The sequence below is a fragment of the Phenylobacterium aquaticum genome (assembly GCF_022695515.1).
Classification (GTDB): domain Bacteria; phylum Pseudomonadota; class Alphaproteobacteria; order Caulobacterales; family Caulobacteraceae; genus Phenylobacterium; species Phenylobacterium aquaticum.
Genome location: NZ_JALDPT010000001.1, coordinates 304,979 through 321,749 on the forward strand (window position 1 = coordinate 304,979; position 16,771 = coordinate 321,749).

12 protein-coding genes are annotated in these 16,771 nt (G+C 69.4%); 8 read left to right on the forward strand and 4 right to left on the reverse strand.

What is annotated here, in order from left to right; translation table 11 throughout:
* Positions 1 to 167: 167 nt before the first annotated feature.
* Positions 168 to 3,134: a TonB-dependent receptor domain-containing protein gene (locus MQH10_RS01415; protein ID WP_242562286.1), complete on the reverse strand. Its 2,967-nt coding sequence runs from the start codon at positions 3,132 to 3,134 to the stop codon at positions 168 to 170.
* A gap of 449 nt (positions 3,135 to 3,583) precedes the next feature.
* Between MQH10_RS01415 and MQH10_RS01420 the strand changes: the two genes are divergently transcribed.
* Positions 3,584 to 5,416 carry a DUF885 domain-containing protein gene (locus tag MQH10_RS01420; protein ID WP_242562287.1) on the forward strand — a complete coding sequence of 611 codons (1,833 nt, stop codon included), beginning with the start codon at positions 3,584 to 3,586 and terminating at the stop codon, positions 5,414 to 5,416.
* 77 nt (positions 5,417 to 5,493) lie between these two features.
* Entirely contained in the window at positions 5,494 to 6,222 is a 729-nt protein-coding gene (gene mtnN, locus MQH10_RS01425) for a 5'-methylthioadenosine/S-adenosylhomocysteine nucleosidase (RefSeq protein ID WP_242562288.1), read from the forward strand.
* Here the strand turns inward: mtnN and MQH10_RS01430 are convergent.
* The gene (locus MQH10_RS01430) at positions 6,219 to 7,745 is read right to left on the reverse strand and encodes a M20/M25/M40 family metallo-hydrolase (RefSeq protein ID WP_242562289.1); all 1,527 of its coding nucleotides are present in this window, start codon (positions 7,743 to 7,745) and stop codon (positions 6,219 to 6,221) included. The two genes, mtnN and MQH10_RS01430, sit on opposite strands and share 4 nt — an antisense overlap.
* Positions 7,746 to 7,831: 86 nt before the next feature.
* Positions 7,832 to 9,043 (reverse strand): serine hydrolase domain-containing protein, encoded by a 1,212-nt coding sequence (locus tag MQH10_RS01435; protein WP_242562290.1) that lies wholly within the window; start codon positions 9,041 to 9,043, stop codon positions 7,832 to 7,834.
* Between the two features lie 74 nt (positions 9,044 to 9,117).
* Here MQH10_RS01435 and MQH10_RS01440 point away from each other — a divergent pair, with 74 nt between their 5' ends.
* The 6 genes from MQH10_RS01440 (at position 9,118) to MQH10_RS01465 (ending at position 16,022) form a co-directional block, all read left to right on the forward strand.
* Complete coding sequence (locus MQH10_RS01440) at positions 9,118 to 9,717, forward strand: TetR/AcrR family transcriptional regulator (RefSeq protein ID WP_242562291.1); 600 nt, start codon at positions 9,118 to 9,120, stop codon at positions 9,715 to 9,717.
* 78 nt (positions 9,718 to 9,795) lie between these two features.
* Positions 9,796 to 12,360 (forward strand): helicase-related protein, encoded by a 2,565-nt coding sequence (locus MQH10_RS01445; RefSeq protein ID WP_242562292.1) that lies wholly within the window; start codon positions 9,796 to 9,798, stop codon positions 12,358 to 12,360.
* A 196-nt stretch (positions 12,361 to 12,556) separates the two neighbouring features.
* Positions 12,557 to 12,835, forward strand: coding sequence for an RNA-binding S4 domain-containing protein (locus MQH10_RS01450; protein WP_242562293.1), 279 nt, complete (start codon positions 12,557 to 12,559; stop codon positions 12,833 to 12,835).
* A gap of 42 nt (positions 12,836 to 12,877) precedes the next feature.
* Positions 12,878 to 13,177, forward strand: a complete 300-nt coding sequence (locus MQH10_RS01455; RefSeq protein WP_242562294.1) for a nucleotidyltransferase family protein — start codon at positions 12,878 to 12,880, stop codon at positions 13,175 to 13,177.
* On the forward strand, positions 13,167 to 13,538 hold the full coding sequence (locus MQH10_RS01460; RefSeq protein WP_242562295.1) for a HepT-like ribonuclease domain-containing protein: 372 nt from the start codon (positions 13,167 to 13,169) through the stop codon (positions 13,536 to 13,538). Before MQH10_RS01455 ends, MQH10_RS01460 begins: the two co-directional genes overlap by 11 nt.
* 60 nt (positions 13,539 to 13,598) lie before the next feature.
* Positions 13,599 to 16,022 (forward strand): penicillin acylase family protein, encoded by a 2,424-nt coding sequence (locus MQH10_RS01465; RefSeq protein ID WP_242562296.1) that lies wholly within the window; start codon positions 13,599 to 13,601, stop codon positions 16,020 to 16,022.
* On the opposite strand, the gene MQH10_RS01470 is transcribed toward MQH10_RS01465, so the two are convergent.
* Positions 15,994 to 16,761, reverse strand: a complete 768-nt coding sequence (locus MQH10_RS01470) for a dimethylarginine dimethylaminohydrolase family protein (protein ID WP_242562297.1) — start codon at positions 16,759 to 16,761, stop codon at positions 15,994 to 15,996. The two genes, MQH10_RS01465 and MQH10_RS01470, sit on opposite strands and share 29 nt — an antisense overlap.
* Positions 16,762 to 16,771: the final 10 nt, after the last annotated feature.

Consider the following 16,771-nt stretch of genomic DNA (forward strand, 5'->3'; position numbering starts at 1 on the left):
TGCATCCCATTCCTGACGCGAAGCCGGGGCGGTTTGATTTCGCCTGCGCCTTACCGCGCCACGAAGCGGCAACAGTGGCGTCACAAGGCGTTCACACGGGGGCCCATGACAAAGGAGGCGGCGGATCGCTCCGCCGCCTCCCCGTCTCTCCGAGCGTTACCGGCCGATCAGAAGCCGGCGCTCACCCCCACGAAGATGTAGCGGCCCAAGGTGTCGTACATCTGGGCGTAGGTGTTGCCGTTGCACGAGCCGGTCGGGCAGTTGGACGAGCCGACCAGCGGCGGATCCTTGTCGAGCACGTTGTTCACGCCGACCCGGAAGGTGTAGTCCTTGTTCACATTGAAGGTCGCCGTCAGGTCGAGATAGCTGCGGTCGCCGAGCTTGGCGTCGGTGGCGTAGACCGCCGAGCTGTTGTTGAGCGCCGCCTGCTTGGAGGTGACGTCGAGGTCGACGCCGCCGATGTAGCGCCACTGGGCCGCGAGCGCCAAATCCATCGGGAACGGGGTCTTCCATTCCACCCGGAACTTGTGCCGCCACTTGGGGTTCGGCGTCGTGGAGCCGCCCAGGCTGGAGCAGATCGCGCCATAGAGGCCGGCGCAGTCGACCGTGGGGCCACCCGGCAGGGACTGGGTCTCGAGCTTGTCGAGCCAGGTGCCGGTGAAGCTGACGGCGACGGAGCCCGCGCCGTCCAGGCCGAATGTCTCCAGGCCGGTGCGGTAGTTGGCGGCCAGGTCGACGCCGCGGGTGTGCAGCGAGCCGGTGTTCAGGGTGGTGTCGGTGACATAGCCGCCCGAAGACAGGAACAGCGAGCCCGAGGAGTCGCGGTGCACCAGGCTGCAGTAGTAGCTGCTGAGCGTGCTGAGGCAGTTGCTGAGGATGGTGTTGGCGCCGATGTTGGAGATGTAGTCGGCGACCTTGATGTCGAACCAGTCGACCGAGACGTTCAGGCCCGGAATCTGGTTGGGCGTGGCCACGAAGCCCAGGGTGTAGGTGTCCGACGTTTCCGGCTGCAGGTCCGGGTTGCCGCCGGTCAGGCCGTTATATTGCGAGGCCGGGTTCTTCTCGATGGCCAGTACCTGGGCGGTGGTCAGGTTGAAGGCCTTGGCGCAGGTGGCGACCAGGGAGCTGGAGGCGCTCAAGCCCGCGCAGGGGTCGGTGGTGCCGTCGAGGACCACGTTCTGCGGGCCGTAGAGCTCGACCAGGTTCGGCGCGCGGACCGAGCGCTGATAGCCGGCGCGCAGGCGCAGGCCGTCGAAGGGCGTCCAGTCGCCGCCAGCCTTGTAGGCGTTGGTCGAGACGCCGTAGGAATAGTCCGAGAAGCGGTAGCCGAGCTCGGCCTTCAGATCCTTGATGAAGGGCTTGTCCTGCACCAGCGGCACGCGGACTTCGCCATAGAGCTCATAGACCTCGAAGCCCGCGTCGATCGCCGGCGAGGCGCCGCCCGCCCCGTTCAGCAGGCCGGCGGTGGCGACGAAGTCGGACTTATAGTCCAGGTGTTCCTCGCGATATTCAGTCCCCAGCGCGACGCCGAGGCCGTCCTTGGCCCAGGGGGTCTTGATCCCGTAGGGCGTCAGGTCGCCGCCCAGCGAGGCCGAGGCCACCCGCTCGGTGGAGTTGGCGGTCGAATAGCTGGGCACCTCCAGATAGCCGAGCATGGCCGCGGTGACCTGCCCTTCCTGGAAGATGTTGTAGGGCACGCAGGAGCTGTCGGAGCCGTCGATCACCGACTGGCAGACGATCTGGCCTGAGGAATTCTTGCGCGCGATTAGGGCGTTCTTGATGCGCGAGGTCTGGAAGTAGCCGGTCTGGGCCGAGTTGTAGGTGGTGGAGCTGTATTCCAGATAGGCGTCGTAGTTCCAGTTGGGCGCCAGGTCGCCGCGCACGCCGGTGACATAGCGGTAGGACTGGTGGCGGAATTCCGACTGGCGGCCGCCGCCCTCGATGTTGCGGCGGGCGACCGTGCCGGTCCAGGTGGCGGTCGAGGAGCCGGCGTTGGCGCCGCAGAGCTGGGTCTGCTGGGCCGCGGTCATGAAGGCGTTGTCGCAGTTGATGGTGAAGGTGCCGGCGAAGATGCCGCCCGGCGCGATCTGGGCGACCGAGCGGTCGTCCATGAACATCAGCTGGCCATAGGCCTCGACCTTGTCATTGATCTGGTAGTGGGCGAAGGCCCCCAGGCTGTAGCGCTCATCGGGGCGCTGGTAATAGTTGCTGGGCCCGTAGTTGTAGACGTCGTTCGAGGTGCGGGCGCGGAAGGTCGAGCCGTCGACCATGTAACTGCCGACCCGGGCCGGATAGGCGGTGCCGGAGCCGCCGCAGGAGAAGGTCGCGCCCGAGTTCAGGGTGCAGGCCGAGAAGTCGCGATTGCCCTGCAGGATCGCCTCGATCTTCCGATAGGAGGCGTAGGCGGTGACATTGCCTTTGCCGTCGGCGCTGTTCATCCCGATGGTCAGGGTGATGTCCTCGCCCTGGCCGTCCGTGACGTCGTCCTTGGGCAGGGCGAACTGGCCGGGCTGGCTGGAGGACGCGGCCTTGGCGGCGACGATCGCGGCGATGCTGTCGTTGTGCTGGCTGTGCTGATAGGTCGACCACTGGGCGTCGATCTTCACGCCCTCGAAGTCCTTCTTCATGATGAAGTTGACCACGCCGGCCACGGCGTCGGCGCCGTACACGGCCGAGGCGCCGCCGGTCAGCACGTCGACCCGCTCCACCAGGGCCGAGGGGATGAAGTTCAGGTCCACGGCGGGGCTGGTGGCCGAGGACGGATTGCCCGGCCCGACGCGGCGACCATCGATCAGCACCAGGGTGCGCGAGGCGCCCAGGCCGCGCAGGTTCACCGTGGCCGTGCCGTTGGAGCCGTTGGAGATCGACGCGCCCTGGGCCGCGAAGGCCTGGGGCAGCGAATTGATCATGTCTTCGACCCGGGTCACGCCCTGGGCCTTGATGTCGGCCGCGGTGATGGCGACCACCGGGCTGACGCTGGTCAGGTTCGGCGTCGGGATGCGAGACCCGGTGACGACGATTTCCTGGACCTCGGCCTGCTGGGCCAGGGCGGGCGTCGCCGCCAGGGCCGCGACAGCCGCGCCGCAGATCATCGAGGAGGCCAGCAGGCGCTCCCGCAACAGGTTGATTTTCAAGATCGAGCCCTCCAGGCGCGCGTCGCCTCAGCGGGACGTCGCGCGATCCAACAACAAGTAGAACGCCAGGCGATGTCGCCGGGTTGGGGAGAGGTAGCGATCACACCGAAATACGGTCAACGTCATATCGACGTCACCTTGTTACGACCAAAGTAACTGTCGATTTTTCGACACAGATTGTTTCGTTATTTTCAAATACTGACGATCAATATCGAATTTCTATACATATTGTTGCTGGTTTTTGACCCGCCCGATATCGCCGTTGAAACCTGTTTCAATCTTGAATCAGCTCGCATGCGGCTCCGCGACGCCGCATCGCCTTCGTTGCATTCATGTCGGGGGCGCGTCGGTCCGCGGCCTGAGTTACGACGAATTAACGCCACCCTCTCTGGCGGTCTCGGTAACAGGGCCATAGCCTGTTACATCACAATTCCAGGGGGACCCTCGCCATGCTGAGCCGTAGAAACCTACTCGCCACCGCCACAGCCTTCGGGGCCGCCGCCGCCGCGCCGCGGCTGGCCATGGCCGCCGCCGCGCCGACCGGCGAGGCCGCCAAGATGTACGCCATGTTCGACCGGTCGATGGCCGAGGCCTTCCGCCGCTCGCCCGAACTGCCGACCTATCTGGGCATCGACAAGGGCGTGCTGGCCTGGACCAAGTCGGAGCTGTCGGACAATTCGCTGACCGCCATCGCCGAGAACAAGGAAATCAACGCCCGCCAGCTCGCCGAGCTGAAGGCCATCGATCGCAAGCAGCTGACCGGCATGGACGCGGTCAATTACGACACCGTCCTATTCACCCTGGACGTCCAGGACGAGGGCAACCGCAAGTTCAATTATGGCGGCCAGGGCTCCGGCGCGCCCTATGCGCTGTCGCAGCTGACCGGCTCCTATCAGCAGATGCCGGACTTCCTGGACAACCAGCACGTCATCGAGACCAAGGAAGACGCCGACGCCTATATGTCGCGCCTGGAGGCCTTCGGCCGGCTGATGGACCAGGAGGCCGAACTGGTCCGCCATGACGTGGGTCTGGGCGTCACGCCGCCGGACTTCGTCATCGACAAGGCCCTGACCCAGATGAACGCGTTCCTGGCCTATGCCGCGGCCGACGCGCCGGTGGTCAAGAGCCTGGTCCGCCGCACGGCCGAGAAGAAGATCGACGGCGACTGGTCGACCCAGGCCCAGGGCCTCTACGCCGAGAAGGTGCGCCCGGCGCTGGCCCGCCAGGCCGAGCTGCTGAAGAGCCTGCGCGCCAAGGCCACCCACGAGGCCGGCTGCTGGCGCCTGCCGAACGGCGACGAGTATTACGCGACCTCGCTGCGCAACTACACGACCTCAAACATCACCCCGGACGAGGTCCACAAGCTGGGCATGGACCTGTGCAAGAGCCTGTCGGCCGAGGCCGACGTGCTGATGAAGAAGGCCGGCTACACCAAGGGCAGCGTCGGCGAGCGCTATCGCGCCATGTATGACGACCCCAAGCAGCACTACGCCAACACCGACGAGGGCAAGGAGCAGCTGCTGGCCCATCTGAACGAGCAGGTGAAGGTCATCTCGGCCAAGCTGCCCAAGTATTTCGGCCAGCTGCCCAAGGCCCCGCTGGAGATCCGCCGGGTGCCCAAGGCCATCGAGGCCGGCGCGCCGGGCGGCTACTACAATTCGCCGTCGCTCGATGGAAAGCGGCCGGGCATCTACTGGATCAACCTGCGCGACACCGCCGAGAACCCCAGCTGGACCCTGCCCACCCTCACCTATCACGAGGGGATTCCCGGCCACCATCTGCAGCTGTCGCTGAACAACGAGGCCGGCGACCTGCCGCTGATCCGCAAGGTGATCGGCTTCTCGGGCTACAGCGAAGGCTGGGCGCTCTACGCCGAGAACCTGGCGGTCGAGATGGGCATGTATGAGAAGGACGTGCTGGGCCACATCGGCATGATCCACGACGCCCTGTTCCGCGCCGTCCGCCTGGTGGTCGACTCAGGCATGCACCACAAGAAGTGGAGCCGCGAGCAGGCGCTGAAGTTCTACATCGACACCATCGGGGATTCGGAAGCCGGCTCGATCACCGAGATCGAACGCTACTGCGTCTGGCCGGGCCAGGCCTCCAGCTACATGGTCGGCAAGATCACCTGGCTGAACGCCCGCGAGCGGGCGAAGAAGGCCCTGGGGCGCAAGTTCGACATCCGCAAGTTCCACGATGCGGGCCTGTTGGCCGGCGGCACCCCGCTGACCGTGCTGGACCAGGTGATCGACAACTATATCGCCGCCGCCAAGATGGGCTGAGGCGTACGGCCGAAAGGCCCCTGGATACGGATCGGCGGAGGCCCTAGCCTGGGCCCCCGCCGATCCGGAGCGTCCTGTTGTACGGCATCCTCTGCGCCACCCCTGAAGAGCGCGACGCCCTGCGCGCGCGTCTGCAGACCGCCCCTGAGCCGCAGCGGTATGGGCCGACCGAGGTCTGGACCGGCGACCATGCCGGCCGGCCTTTCGCGCTGGCGCTCAGCGGGATCGGCAAGGTCAATGCGGCGGCCGCCGCCACCCTGCTGCTGGCGGTGGTGCAGGCTGATGTCCTGGTGTTCGCGGGCGTGGCCGGCGGCGTGAACCCCGGCCTGAAGGTGGGCGACGTCCTGCTGGGCGAACGGCTGGGCATCCACGATTTCGGCCTGATGGCGCAGCGCGCCTTCACCCCCACCCGTTCCGGCCTGATCCCGATCGGGGCGCCGGCCCTGACCGAACTGCATGCGGTGGATGAGGCGGTGCGCGGGCGGCTGGAGGCCTTGCGGGACCGGGTCGCGCCCTTGCTGCCCGCCCAGGTGCGGTTGGGCGCCATCGCCACCGCGGACTATTTCCTGAACTGCCGCGACACCCGCGACGCCCTGCATGCGGACCTGGCCGCCGACGCCATGGACATGGAATCGGGCGCCGTCTTCCAGGTCGCCGAGGACTGGGGCGCCCCGCTCTATGTGATCCGCACCCTGTCGGACCTGGCCGGCGAGGACAGCCACCTCACCTATCCGGAGATGGCCGCGCTCGCGGCCCGCAACTCGGCGCTCTGCGTCGCCGAGCTGCTGGACCTGCTGGAGGCCTAGGAAGCCGAGGCCAGGGCGTAGAGGAACTCGATGTAGGAGAGCGTCGCCCCGTCGATGCCCTCGACCTTCGGGTTGGAGCTCTCGATCACATAGTACTCGTTGGGGGCGTGGGCTCCGGAGCCGTGGCCCAGACCGAAGTGGCCGGCGGGCTTGGACACCGGCGCGCCGGTGAAGATGTAGCCGGGCCAGGAGCCGGCGAGCCGCGGGTTCATCAGGGGCTTCAGGCCGCGGCGGCGATAGACCGCCAGCTCCGACTGGATCAGGCTCGATGACTCCTCGGTCTGGGTGGGATCATAGCCGCCTGAGACATTGACCTCGATATCGCCGAACCCGCGTTTGGCCAGGTGCGCCTTCAGCTTGGCGATGCAGTCGGCGGCGGTCTGGTCGGGGACGATCCGCAGGTCCAGCTTGGCCACCGCCCGGCCGGGCAGGATGGTCTTGCCGCCCACGCCCGTATAGCCGGCCACCAGGCCCTCGATGTTCACGGTGGGCTGCGACGCCAGGCGCTCCATGGCGTCGAGATAGGGCAGGTCGCGCACCCAGTGCTGGACCCCCATCTGCTTCATGACTTCCTTCTCGTCCTGGGCCGCGACGGCCTGGGCGATGAGCTCCTTCTGGCGCGGGGTGAGCGGCTTCACATGCTCGAACCATCCGTCGATGACCGGGTCATTTCCGTCCGCGGACACCAGTGTGGTGAGCGCCTGCACGAGGCGCCAGGCCGGGCTGTCCAGCGCCGCCTTGTAGCTGGAATGCAGATCGTTGCTCGGTCCCCTGCCCCACTTCGCGCCGCTGGAGACCAGCTCCAGCTCGACCACCCCCTTGGCGCCCAGATTGATGCTGACCGAGCCGTCCGGGTCCTGGCCGGCCATGGGCATCCAGACCTGGCCGCACTTGGAGAGCGCCTGCAGCACCTGGGGCTGGCGCACCACCTGCGGGAAGTGCGGCGAGGCGATTTCCTCCTCGCCTTCCGCCACCAGGACGAGGTTGACCGGCAGCTTCTTGCCGGCCCCGCGGATGGCGTGCAGGGCGGCCAGGAAGGTGGCCTCGGGGCCCTTCTGGTTCACCGCGCCGCGGCCGATGATGACCTTGCCGAAGCCGGGCTTGTCCACGAGGTTCGCGTCGAAGGGCGGGGAGATCCACTCGGCGGGGTTCACCTGCTTCACGTCGTACATGAAGTACATGCCGACCGTGCGCGGCGCGCCAGCGTCGAGGGTCGCGAAGATGCCCGGCTGGCCGTCGGTGGGCATGCGAGTCGCCGTCTGGAAGCCGGCGTCCTTCAGCATCTCCATGGTGAGCTTGCAGCCCTCTTCCATGCCGCGGTTCTCGGCGGCGATGGAGGGCTGGCGGATCCAGTTCTGCAGGCGGGCGACCGCCTCGTCGTGGCGCTTCTCGATCTCGGCCTTGAATGGCTTGAGATCCGGCCCCTTGGCCCAGGCGGCGCCGCCCAGCGCCATCATGGCGCTCCCCGCGGCCGCGCCCTGCAACAGGCCGCGCCGCCCCATCATCCCTGCACCAGAAGCCATGTCGTCCACTCCCACTGAAACTGACGGCGGGTACGCTAGGCCAGCGGGGGCGGAGCGCAAGGGCCGGTTGCAGACCGGTGGGGCGATCAGCGCGGCAGGGCGGTGGCGAGCCCGTGGAACTGGGTGATCGCGCCATAGACGCTCAGGCCGATGCCCTGGGCCAGTTGCTCCGGCTCGAACCGATTGTGGGCCAGGAAGACCATGACCGTGCCATCGGTGGGATCGGATTGCCACCAGCCCCCGAAGGCCCCTGGCCAGCCGACCGTGCCGACCCCGCCCTTGCAGCGGGTGGCGGCGGCCTTGTCCGGATCGAGCACCACCGCCAGACCCAGGCCGAAGCCGTGGGCGGTGAACAGCGGCATGCCGAAAGTCTCGGCGCGGGCGCGCTGGTCTTCGGTCAGCTGGTTTGAGGTCATCAGCGCCAGGGTCTCGGGCTTGAGCAGACGCACGCCATCGACCGCGCCGTCGCCGACGAACAGCCGGGCGAAGGCCAGATAGTCGTCGGCGGTCGACCACAGGCCCTGGCCGCCGGACTCATAGGCCAGGTCGGCGGGCCGCTCGGCCAGGCAGACCTTGTCCAGGGCGTCGCGGGCGATGATCCGGCCGGCGGGGTCGAAGCCGTACATCCGCGCGCGGCGGCCCCAGCGGTCCGGCGGGACCATGAAGCCGGTGTCCTTCATGCCCAAGGGCTGGAAGATCCGGCGCTGCAGCACCTCGCCGAGGGAGGTCCCCTCGATCCGGCCGATCAGCAGGCCCAGCAGGTCCGTGGAATGGCCATAGTGGAAGCCCGCGCCCGGCTGGTCGATCAGCGGCAGGGCGGCGAGGGCGGCGATCCAGGCGTCGGGCGCGACGTCGCTGTCGATGTCCCAGCCCAGCGCCGCGCGATAGGCCGCCAGGATCGGCCCGGTGTGCATGTCGCCATAGGTCAGGCCCGAGCGATGGGTCAGCAGGTCCCGAAAGGTGATGTCGCGGGCCGCGGGGTCGGTCTCGTCCAGCGGCGCGTCTGGATGGCGCAGCACCCGCATGTCGGCGAATTCCGGCGCCCAGCGCGAGATCGGGTCGTCGAGGGCGAACTTGCCTTCCTCCATCAGCATCAGGGCCGCGACCGAGGTGACCGGCTTGGTCATTGAGGCGATGCGGAAGATGGTGTCGCGGGTCATCAGGGCGGTGGCGTCCATGTCCCGCCAGCCGACGGCGCAGTCCTGGGCGACCTTGCCATCCCGCCAGACCAGGGTCACAGCGCCGGCCAGTTCGTCGGCGTCCACATAGGCCTCGATGGCCTTGGCGATGGCGTCCATGTTCCGTTCCCGAAAATATTTTCTCTATAAAATAGTCTTCCTATAAAATTAGCAATGACCTAGATTCCGCGCCGATGACCCAGGCTTCCCTCACCCGGCCCAAGGGCGACAAGCGCGCCCGCACCCGCGCCGCCCTGCTGGCGGCGGCCCGAGAGCTGATCCGCGAGCAGGGCTATGAGCGGACGACGCTGGACGCCGTGGCCAAGCGCGCCGGCATGACCAGCGGGGCGATCTACGGCAACTTCAAGAACCGGGAGGACCTGTTCATGGCCCTCACCGAGGTCCATTGGGCGCCGATCAAGCCGGTGATCCGCACGGGCTCGAGCTTCGCCGAGAAGATGCGGGCCCTGTCCGAGGCGACGATCGCGGCGATTCCCGAGCGCCAGGACGCGGCCTATGGCCGGCTGACCGGCATGGCCTATGCCCTGACCCATGAGCAGATCCGCGCCCGGGTGCGGGAGGTGACGGCGCAGAACTTCGCCGCCGGCGCCTCCTGGCTGAGAGCGGTGGCCGACGAGGGCGGCCTGCCCATGCCCGCCGACCTCCTGGTCTGCGTGATCCACGCCCTGACCGAGGGCCTGCTGTTCCAGCGCTTCCTGACCCCCGAGCTGGTTCCGGACGAGGCCTTCCACGCCGCCTTCGCCGCCCTGGCCGGCGCGCCGCCCGGCGAATAGCCGCATTCGGGCGCCGCAGCCCATTTGACGCGCCGGGGCCGCTTGCCCCGCCGCGATTCCCGCCCCACTTTCGCAAGCATGAGCCATCGCCCGACCGGCGCGGCCCCGCCCCGTCTGGTGGCGGTGCTGGGGCCGACCAACACCGGCAAGACCCACCTGGCGGTCGAGCGCATGCTGGGCCACGCCTCCGGCATGATCGGCCTGCCTTTGCGGCTCTTGGCGCGCGAGATCTATGACCGGGTGGTCAAGGCGCGCGGGGCGACGCGGGTCGCCCTGATCACCGGCGAGGAGAAGATCGTCCCGCCCAGGGCCGTCTATTTCGTCTGCACCGTCGAGGCCATGCCGCTGTCGCGCGAGGTCGAGTTCCTGGCAGTGGACGAGATCCAGCTCTGCGCCGACCCGGAGCGCGGCCACGTCTTCACCCACCGGCTGCTGCATGCGCGGGGCAAGTACGAGACCATGCTGATGGGGGCGGCGACCATGGCGCCCCTGGTGCGCCGGCTGCTGCCGGACGCCGAGATCGTCAGCCGCGAACGGTTCTCGAACCTAACCTATGCCGGGTCCAAGAAGCTGACCCGCCTGCCGCCGCGCAGCGCGGTGGTCGCCTTCTCCGCCGACCAGGTCTACGCCATCGCCGAGTTGATCCGTCGCCAGCGCGGCGGCGCCGCCGTGGTGATGGGGAGCTTGAGCCCCCGCACCCGCAACGCCCAGGTCGCCCTCTACCAGTCCGGCGAGGTCGACTTCCTGGTGGCCACCGACGCCATCGGCATGGGTCTGAACATGGACGTCGACCATGTGGCCTTTGCGGGCCTGCGCAAGTTCGACGGCAAGCGCACCCGGTTCCTGCATCCGCAGGAGGTGGGCCAGATCGCCGGCCGGGCCGGCCGCTTCCGCACCGACGGCACCTTCGGCGTCACCGGCGACTGCGACGAGATGGACGAGGACCTGGTCCAGGCGGTCCAGGAGCATCAGTTCGAGCCGGTGGCCGCGGCCGAGTGGCGCAACGCCAATCTGGACTTCTCCAATTTGCCGAACCTGATGGCGTCCCTCGCCAGGCCGCCGCAGCGGCTGGGCCTGACCCTGTCGGCTGAGGCGCTGGACGAGATCACCCTGCGCCAGCTGGCCGCCGAGCCGGAGATCGCCGACCGCTGCCGCGACCGCCAGGCCCTCATGCGGCTGTGGGACGTCTGCCAGACGCCGGACTTCCGCAAGACCAGCCACGAGGAGCACGTCCGGTTGCTGCGCGACCTGTTCGGCTTCCTCACCCGGCGCGACCGACGCATCCCGGCCGATTGGATGGAAGGCCAGATCAAGTACCTGGACCGCACGGACGGCGAGATCGACACCCTGTCCAATCGCCTCGCCAATGTCCGGACCCTGGCCTACGCCGCCAACCGGCCCGACTGGCTGAGCGACGCGGCCGGCTGGCAGGCCCGGACCCGGGCCCTGGAGGACCGGCTGTCCGACACCCTGCACGAGAAGCTGATGGCCCGGTTCGTCGACCGGCGGACCAGCGCCCTGATGCGGGCCCTGCGGGTGCGCCAGGACATCCTGGCGGGGGTCGCCGACGACGGCCAGGTCACGGTCGAGGGCCAGGCCGTGGGCCGGCTCAGGGGCGTGGCCTTCGCCCCGGCCAAGGGCGCGACGCTGCTGGAGGAAAAGGCCCTGCGCGCCGCGGCCATCGCCGCGGTGGGACCGGAGATCGTCAAGCGGCTGGGCCAGCTGGCGGCCGAGCCCGACAGCGCCTTCAAGCTGACCCGTGACGGCCAGGTGCTGTGGCGCGGCGAGGCGACTGCGGCGCTGAGCGGCGGGACCAGCTTCGCGCCCAGGGTCCGGCTCTATGGCGAGTTGGGCCACGCCGCCGCCCGGGAGCGGGCCGCCCGGCGCATCGAAGCCTTCCTCGCGGCCGAGGCGGGCCGACGGCTGGCGGCCCTCAAGCGGCTGGACGCCGCCGTGGCCGACGGCCAGATCAAGGGCCTGGCGCGCGGCCTCGCCTATCGGCTGATCGAGGCGGGCGGGGTGCTGGACCGCGCCGCGGTGCGCGCCGAGGCCAAGGCGCTGAGCCAGCCCGAGCGGCGGATGCTCAAAGGGCTCGGCGTGCGCCTGGGCGCCTTCTCGATCTACCTGCCGGCCCTGTTGAAGCCGCCGGCCATGAGCTTCGCCCAAGGGATCGTCGGCAAGGCCTGGCGGCCGCCGATCGACCGGGTCTCCGCCCTGCCCGATCCGCCGCCCAGCGCCGCCCAGCTGGCGGCCTTCGGTCTGCGCGCGGTGGGCCGCCATGCGGTGCGGGTCGAGGCGCTGGAGAAGCTCGACGAGCTGATGCGCGCCGCGCCCAGGCAGGGCCAGGCCATGCTGCTGACGGATCAGGCGCGCGAAAGCCTGGGCTGGAGCGAGGTCGAGACCCGCGAGATCCTCAAGGCGTTGAACTTCGCCCCCGCCGCCAAGGCCGCCCCCGGCGAACCCACGGCGTGGCGGCGGCGCAATGAGAAGCCGGAGCCCGCGCGCGACCGCGTCGCGCCGGCCTCGCCCTTCGCGGCCCTGGCGGCCCTGAAGACCCCGCCGCCTCCCCCGCCCGCGCCCCTTCAGGCCCGCCGACCCAAGCGCCGCCGGCGTCCGCCCCGCAAGCCCGCGGTGAGCGCATGAGCGGCATTTGGACAGCGGCCTCGCCGAATGGGGCGGTCCTCTCCCCCTTGCGGGGAGAGGGTAGGGTGTGGGGGTGTCAGCGCCGGCGATGGGGGATTGGGATAGCGCCACCGCTCGAATTCGGCGGACGCGGAGCTGACACCCCCACCCCAACCCCTCCCCGCAAGGGGGAGGGGCTTACTTGGATGAGCCTTCCATGAGCGAAGACGCCTGCCGCGCGGATGTGTGGCTGTGGCGCGCGCGGTTCTTCAAGACCCGCAGCCTCGCCGCCAAGTTCGTGGACGAGGGCAAGGTGCGCCTGACGCGCTCCGGCCAGGAGAGCCGCCTCGACAAGTGCGCGCGGCCGGTGAAGGTCGGCGACCGCCTGGTCTTCGCGGTCGGCGGCCGATTGATCGCGGTGACGGTCGAGGCGATGGGCGAGCGCCGCGGCCCGCCGGCGGAAGCGCGGGGGCTGTACTCGGCGCTGGAGGGCTAAGGCCCCGGTGAACTCATTCCACGACTATGCTAACCTCTTCTCATGCGCCGGGATGACGCCCTCAAACGCCTTCGCGATCGCCAACCCCAGCTGAGGGACGCCGGCGTATCCGAACTGTTCCTGTTCGGATCGGTGGCGCGCGACCAAGCCGGCGCCGATAGCGATGTGGACCTCCTGATGGAGTCCGCAGACCCACATTTCTCAATCTTCGATCTCGTGCAGGTCAAAGCGCTCTGCCGGGAAATCCTGGGCGCACCGACCGACCTGCACCACCACGGCGGGCTAAAGCGGGCCGCCGCGTTCCGTACGCAAGTGGAGCCGGACCTGATCCGTGTCTTCTGAGCCGCGCGGCGGGCGCGCCCGCAGTGTCGAGGGCGCGGCCAAGGCGGCGGCGGGCGCCGGCCGCCAGGCCTTGGAGCTGGTCGCGGGCGACACTCAGGAGACTTATCTCGCCAACCTTGAGCGCCAGCTTGCCATTGAGCGGCTGCTGATCCGGTTTGGTGAGGCTCTCAAGGACATTCCTAACGCCACTTTGACGGAGATCGAGCCACACGTCCGATGGGCAGGTCCCAAGGGCTTTCGGGATCTGGCCTCGCATTGGTACGAGGACGGTCTTGATCACGAACTGATCTGGCGCGCCGTGACCGAGCAGCTGCCGGCCTTGGTCTCCGCCTTGGACGCCTGGATTTCCCAACCGCGTTGAACACGCCCTTGGCCCCTCGCCCCGCGCGGTCCACCATGGCCGCAAAACGGGGGAAACCACATGAAGCGCCTGGGGCTGATCGCCTTCACTCTGGCCGTGGCCGCGAGCCGGGCGCTCGCCGCGCCGGCCACGGAGGCTCACGCGGTGGCGGGGCTGGAGAAGCCCGCCGAGATCCGGGTCGACCGCTGGGGCATCCCCCACATCTACGCCGGTAGCGTCCGCGACGCCTTTTTCCTCCAGGGCTACAATGTCGCCCGCGACCGGCTGTGGCAGGTGGACCTGTGGCGCAAGCGGGGCCTGGGGCTGCTGGCCAAGGATTTCGGGCCGGACTATGTCGCCCAGGACCGGGCGGCGCGGCTGTTCCTCTACCGCGGGGACATGAAGACCGAGTGGACGAGCTATGGCCCCGATGCGCGAGCCTCCACCGAGGCCTTCGTCGCCGGGATCAACGCCTATGTCGGCGAGATCCGCGCCGGGACCCGGCCCCTGCCCATGGAGTTCAGGATCGCCGGCAGCCAGCCGGACCTGTGGTCGGCGCAGGATGTGGTGCGGATCCGCAGCCACGGCCTGACCCGCAATGTCCCCAATGAGGTGGGCCGGGCCCGCATCGCCTGCGCCGGCGGGCTGGAGGCGGCCAAGCTCTACAAGAACATCGAGCCCGCCTGGACGACGAAGATCCCCGAGGGCCTCGATCCCTGCGACATCCCCGCCGATGTGCTCGACGACTATCAGCGCGGCACGGCCGGCGTGAAGTTCGCTGGCCCGCCGGAGAAGCGCGCGGCGCTGGACCTGCCGCCCGAGGCGGTCGGCTCCAACAACTGGACCATCGCCGGCAGCCATACGGCGACGGGTCGGCCGATCCTGGCCAATGACCCGCACCGCGAGCACAGCGCGCCCTCCCTGCGCTACATCGTGCAGCTGGAGGCGCCCGGCTTCTCGGTGATCGGGGCCGGCGAGCCCGCCCTGCCCGGCGTCTCGATCGGCCATAACGAGACCTCGGCCTTCGGCCTGACCATCTTCCCGGCCGACCAGGAGGATCTCTATGTCTATGAGACCAGCCCGAAGGACCCGGACCTCTATCGCTATGGCCAGGGCTGGGAGCGGATGCGCACCGTGCGCGAGACCCTGGCGGTCAAGGGCGAGGCCCAGCCGCGCACCATCGTCCTGAAGTTCACCCGCCACGGGCCGGTGATCCATGACAGCCCCGACAAGCGCCGCGCCTTCGCCCTGCGCACGGTGTGGAGCGCGCCGGGGACCAGCGCCTATTTCGGCTCGACCGGATACATGGGCGCCAAGAGCTGGGCGGCGTTCAAGGCCTCGCTCGACCACTGGGGCGCGCCGTCGGAGAACCAGGTCTATGCCGACACCGCTGGCCATATCGGCTGGGTCGCGGCGGGCCGCGTGCCGCGCCGGCCGAACTGGGACGGCCTGACGCCCGTGCCCGGGGACGGGCGCTATGAGTGGGCGGGATTCCTCAAGGCCGACGAGCTGCCCAGCGCCGCCGATCCCGACCAGGGCTGGATCGCCACCGCCAACGCCATCAACCTGCCCGACGGCTATCCGGTCGCCGTGCGCAAGGTGGGCTTCGAATGGAGCAACGCCGCGCGGCTCAATCGGATCAGCGAGGTTCTGGCGGCCAATCCCAAGGTCAGCGTCGCCGACGCCATGGCCTTGCAGACCGATCCCACCGATGTCAGCGCCCGGCCGCTGATCGCCCTGCTGGCCCCGCTCACCAGCGAGGACCGGCGGCTGAACGAGGCGCTGAAGCTGCTGCGCGCCTGGAACCTGCGGACCGAGGCCAACAGCGCCGCGGCGGTCATCTATGAGACCTGGGCGACCAAGCACCTGGGCGCGGCGGTGATCGCCCGCACGGCGCCGGCTGCCGTCCGGCCCCTGCTGGGCCAGGGGGACATCGCCGCGGTCACCGCCTATCTGCAGCATCCGGACGCCGCCCTGGGGGCCGACCCGGCCGCCGCCCGCGATGCGGTGCTGATCGCCTCCCTGAGCGCGGCCCTGGACGAGCTGGCCACCCGGATGGGGCCGGACCTGACCACCTGGAGCTGGGGCCGGCTGCATGTGGCGGAGTTCCATCACGCGCTGACGCCCCTGGCCGGAGCGGCCGAACGGGCGGCGATGAGCGCGGGCCCGGCGCCGATGGGCGGGACGGCCCTGTCGCCCATGGCTGCCACCTGGCGGGAGGGCGACTTCCACCTGATCGCCGGCGCCTCGTTCCGGATGGTGCTGGACGTGGGCGGCTGGGACAACAGCCGGGTGATCAATACGCCTGGCCAGTCCGGCGACCCGAACAGTCCGCACTATCGCGACCTCTTCCCCCTGTGGGTGTCGGGCCAGTACGCGCCGCTGGTCTATTCGCGGGCGGCGGTGGAGGCGGCGACCGAGCGGGTGATCACGCTGACGCCCGCCCCCGCGCCGACGCGGAAGGGGCTCGGCGCCCTCATCCCACGGCTGGGACGATCAGGCTGAGGCAGGTCAGGCCGGCCTCGGCCTTGGCGAATTCGCTGATCTCCAGTTCGACCGGCGCGTAACCCGCGGCGACCAGGCGCTCCAGGGTCCGGGGCGCGCCGACCTGGACGAAGAGGGTGTCGCCCAGGGTCAGGGTGTTGGCGGCGAAGGGCTCGACCTCGTCCACCTCCAAGATCGCGAAGCCTGCGAAGGCGGACGGCTCGACCCAGGCCGGATTGACCAGCAGGCGGTCGGGCGCGATGGCCGTGGCGGCGGTCTTCAGGTGCAGGGCGCCTGGAACCGGGACGCCAATCACCTCGTAGCCATGCGGCGCGACCACGGCCTTGAACGCCTGCAGCCCCTCGGGCGAAGTGCGGGTCGAAAGTCCCACGAAGATCCGGCGGCCGATCACCAGCACGTCGCCGCCGTCCAGGGTTCCCGCCGCCAGGGTGAGTCGCGGCCGGTCCGGCGGCAGGAAGGGCGCGACCTGGGCGGCCTCGGGCCGGCGGGACGGCGCGCCGGGACGGCAGACGAGGCTGAGCTCGGGCAGGACGACCGCCACGTCCTCGACGAAGGCGCAGTCGGCCAGGGCCTCATCGGCCGCCAGGACCTGGACCTGTCCGCCCGCCGCGGTGAGCGCCGCGCCATAGGCGGCGTGCTGGGCGTGGGCCAGGGTCATGTCGATGGGCGCACGATCCAGATGGGTGCGCTCGCCGTCGGCCATGCGCGGACTGGGCGCCCGCAGGATGACGGGTGTCATCGGAAATCCT

Excerpts from the sequence above, each read along its gene's own strand:
- MQH10_RS01420 (WP_242562287.1), top strand. The coding sequence starts at position 3,584 with ATGCTGAGCCGTAGAAACCTACTCGCCACCGCCACAGCCTTCGGGGCC.
- MQH10_RS01430 (WP_242562289.1), bottom strand. The coding sequence starts at position 7,745 with ATGGCTTCTGGTGCAGGGATGATGGGGCGGCGCGGCCTGTTGCAGGGC.
- MQH10_RS01435 (WP_242562290.1), bottom strand. The coding sequence starts at position 9,043 with ATGGACGCCATCGCCAAGGCCATCGAGGCCTATGTGGACGCCGACGAA.
- MQH10_RS01440 (WP_242562291.1), top strand. The coding sequence starts at position 9,118 with ATGACCCAGGCTTCCCTCACCCGGCCCAAGGGCGACAAGCGCGCCCGC.
- MQH10_RS01445 (WP_242562292.1), top strand. The coding sequence starts at position 9,796 with ATGAGCCATCGCCCGACCGGCGCGGCCCCGCCCCGTCTGGTGGCGGTG.
- MQH10_RS01450 (WP_242562293.1), top strand. The coding sequence starts at position 12,557 with ATGAGCGAAGACGCCTGCCGCGCGGATGTGTGGCTGTGGCGCGCGCGG.
- MQH10_RS01455 (WP_242562294.1), top strand. The coding sequence starts at position 12,878 with ATGCGCCGGGATGACGCCCTCAAACGCCTTCGCGATCGCCAACCCCAG.
- MQH10_RS01465 (WP_242562296.1), top strand. The coding sequence starts at position 13,599 with ATGAAGCGCCTGGGGCTGATCGCCTTCACTCTGGCCGTGGCCGCGAGC.
- MQH10_RS01470 (WP_242562297.1), bottom strand. The coding sequence starts at position 16,761 with ATGACACCCGTCATCCTGCGGGCGCCCAGTCCGCGCATGGCCGACGGC.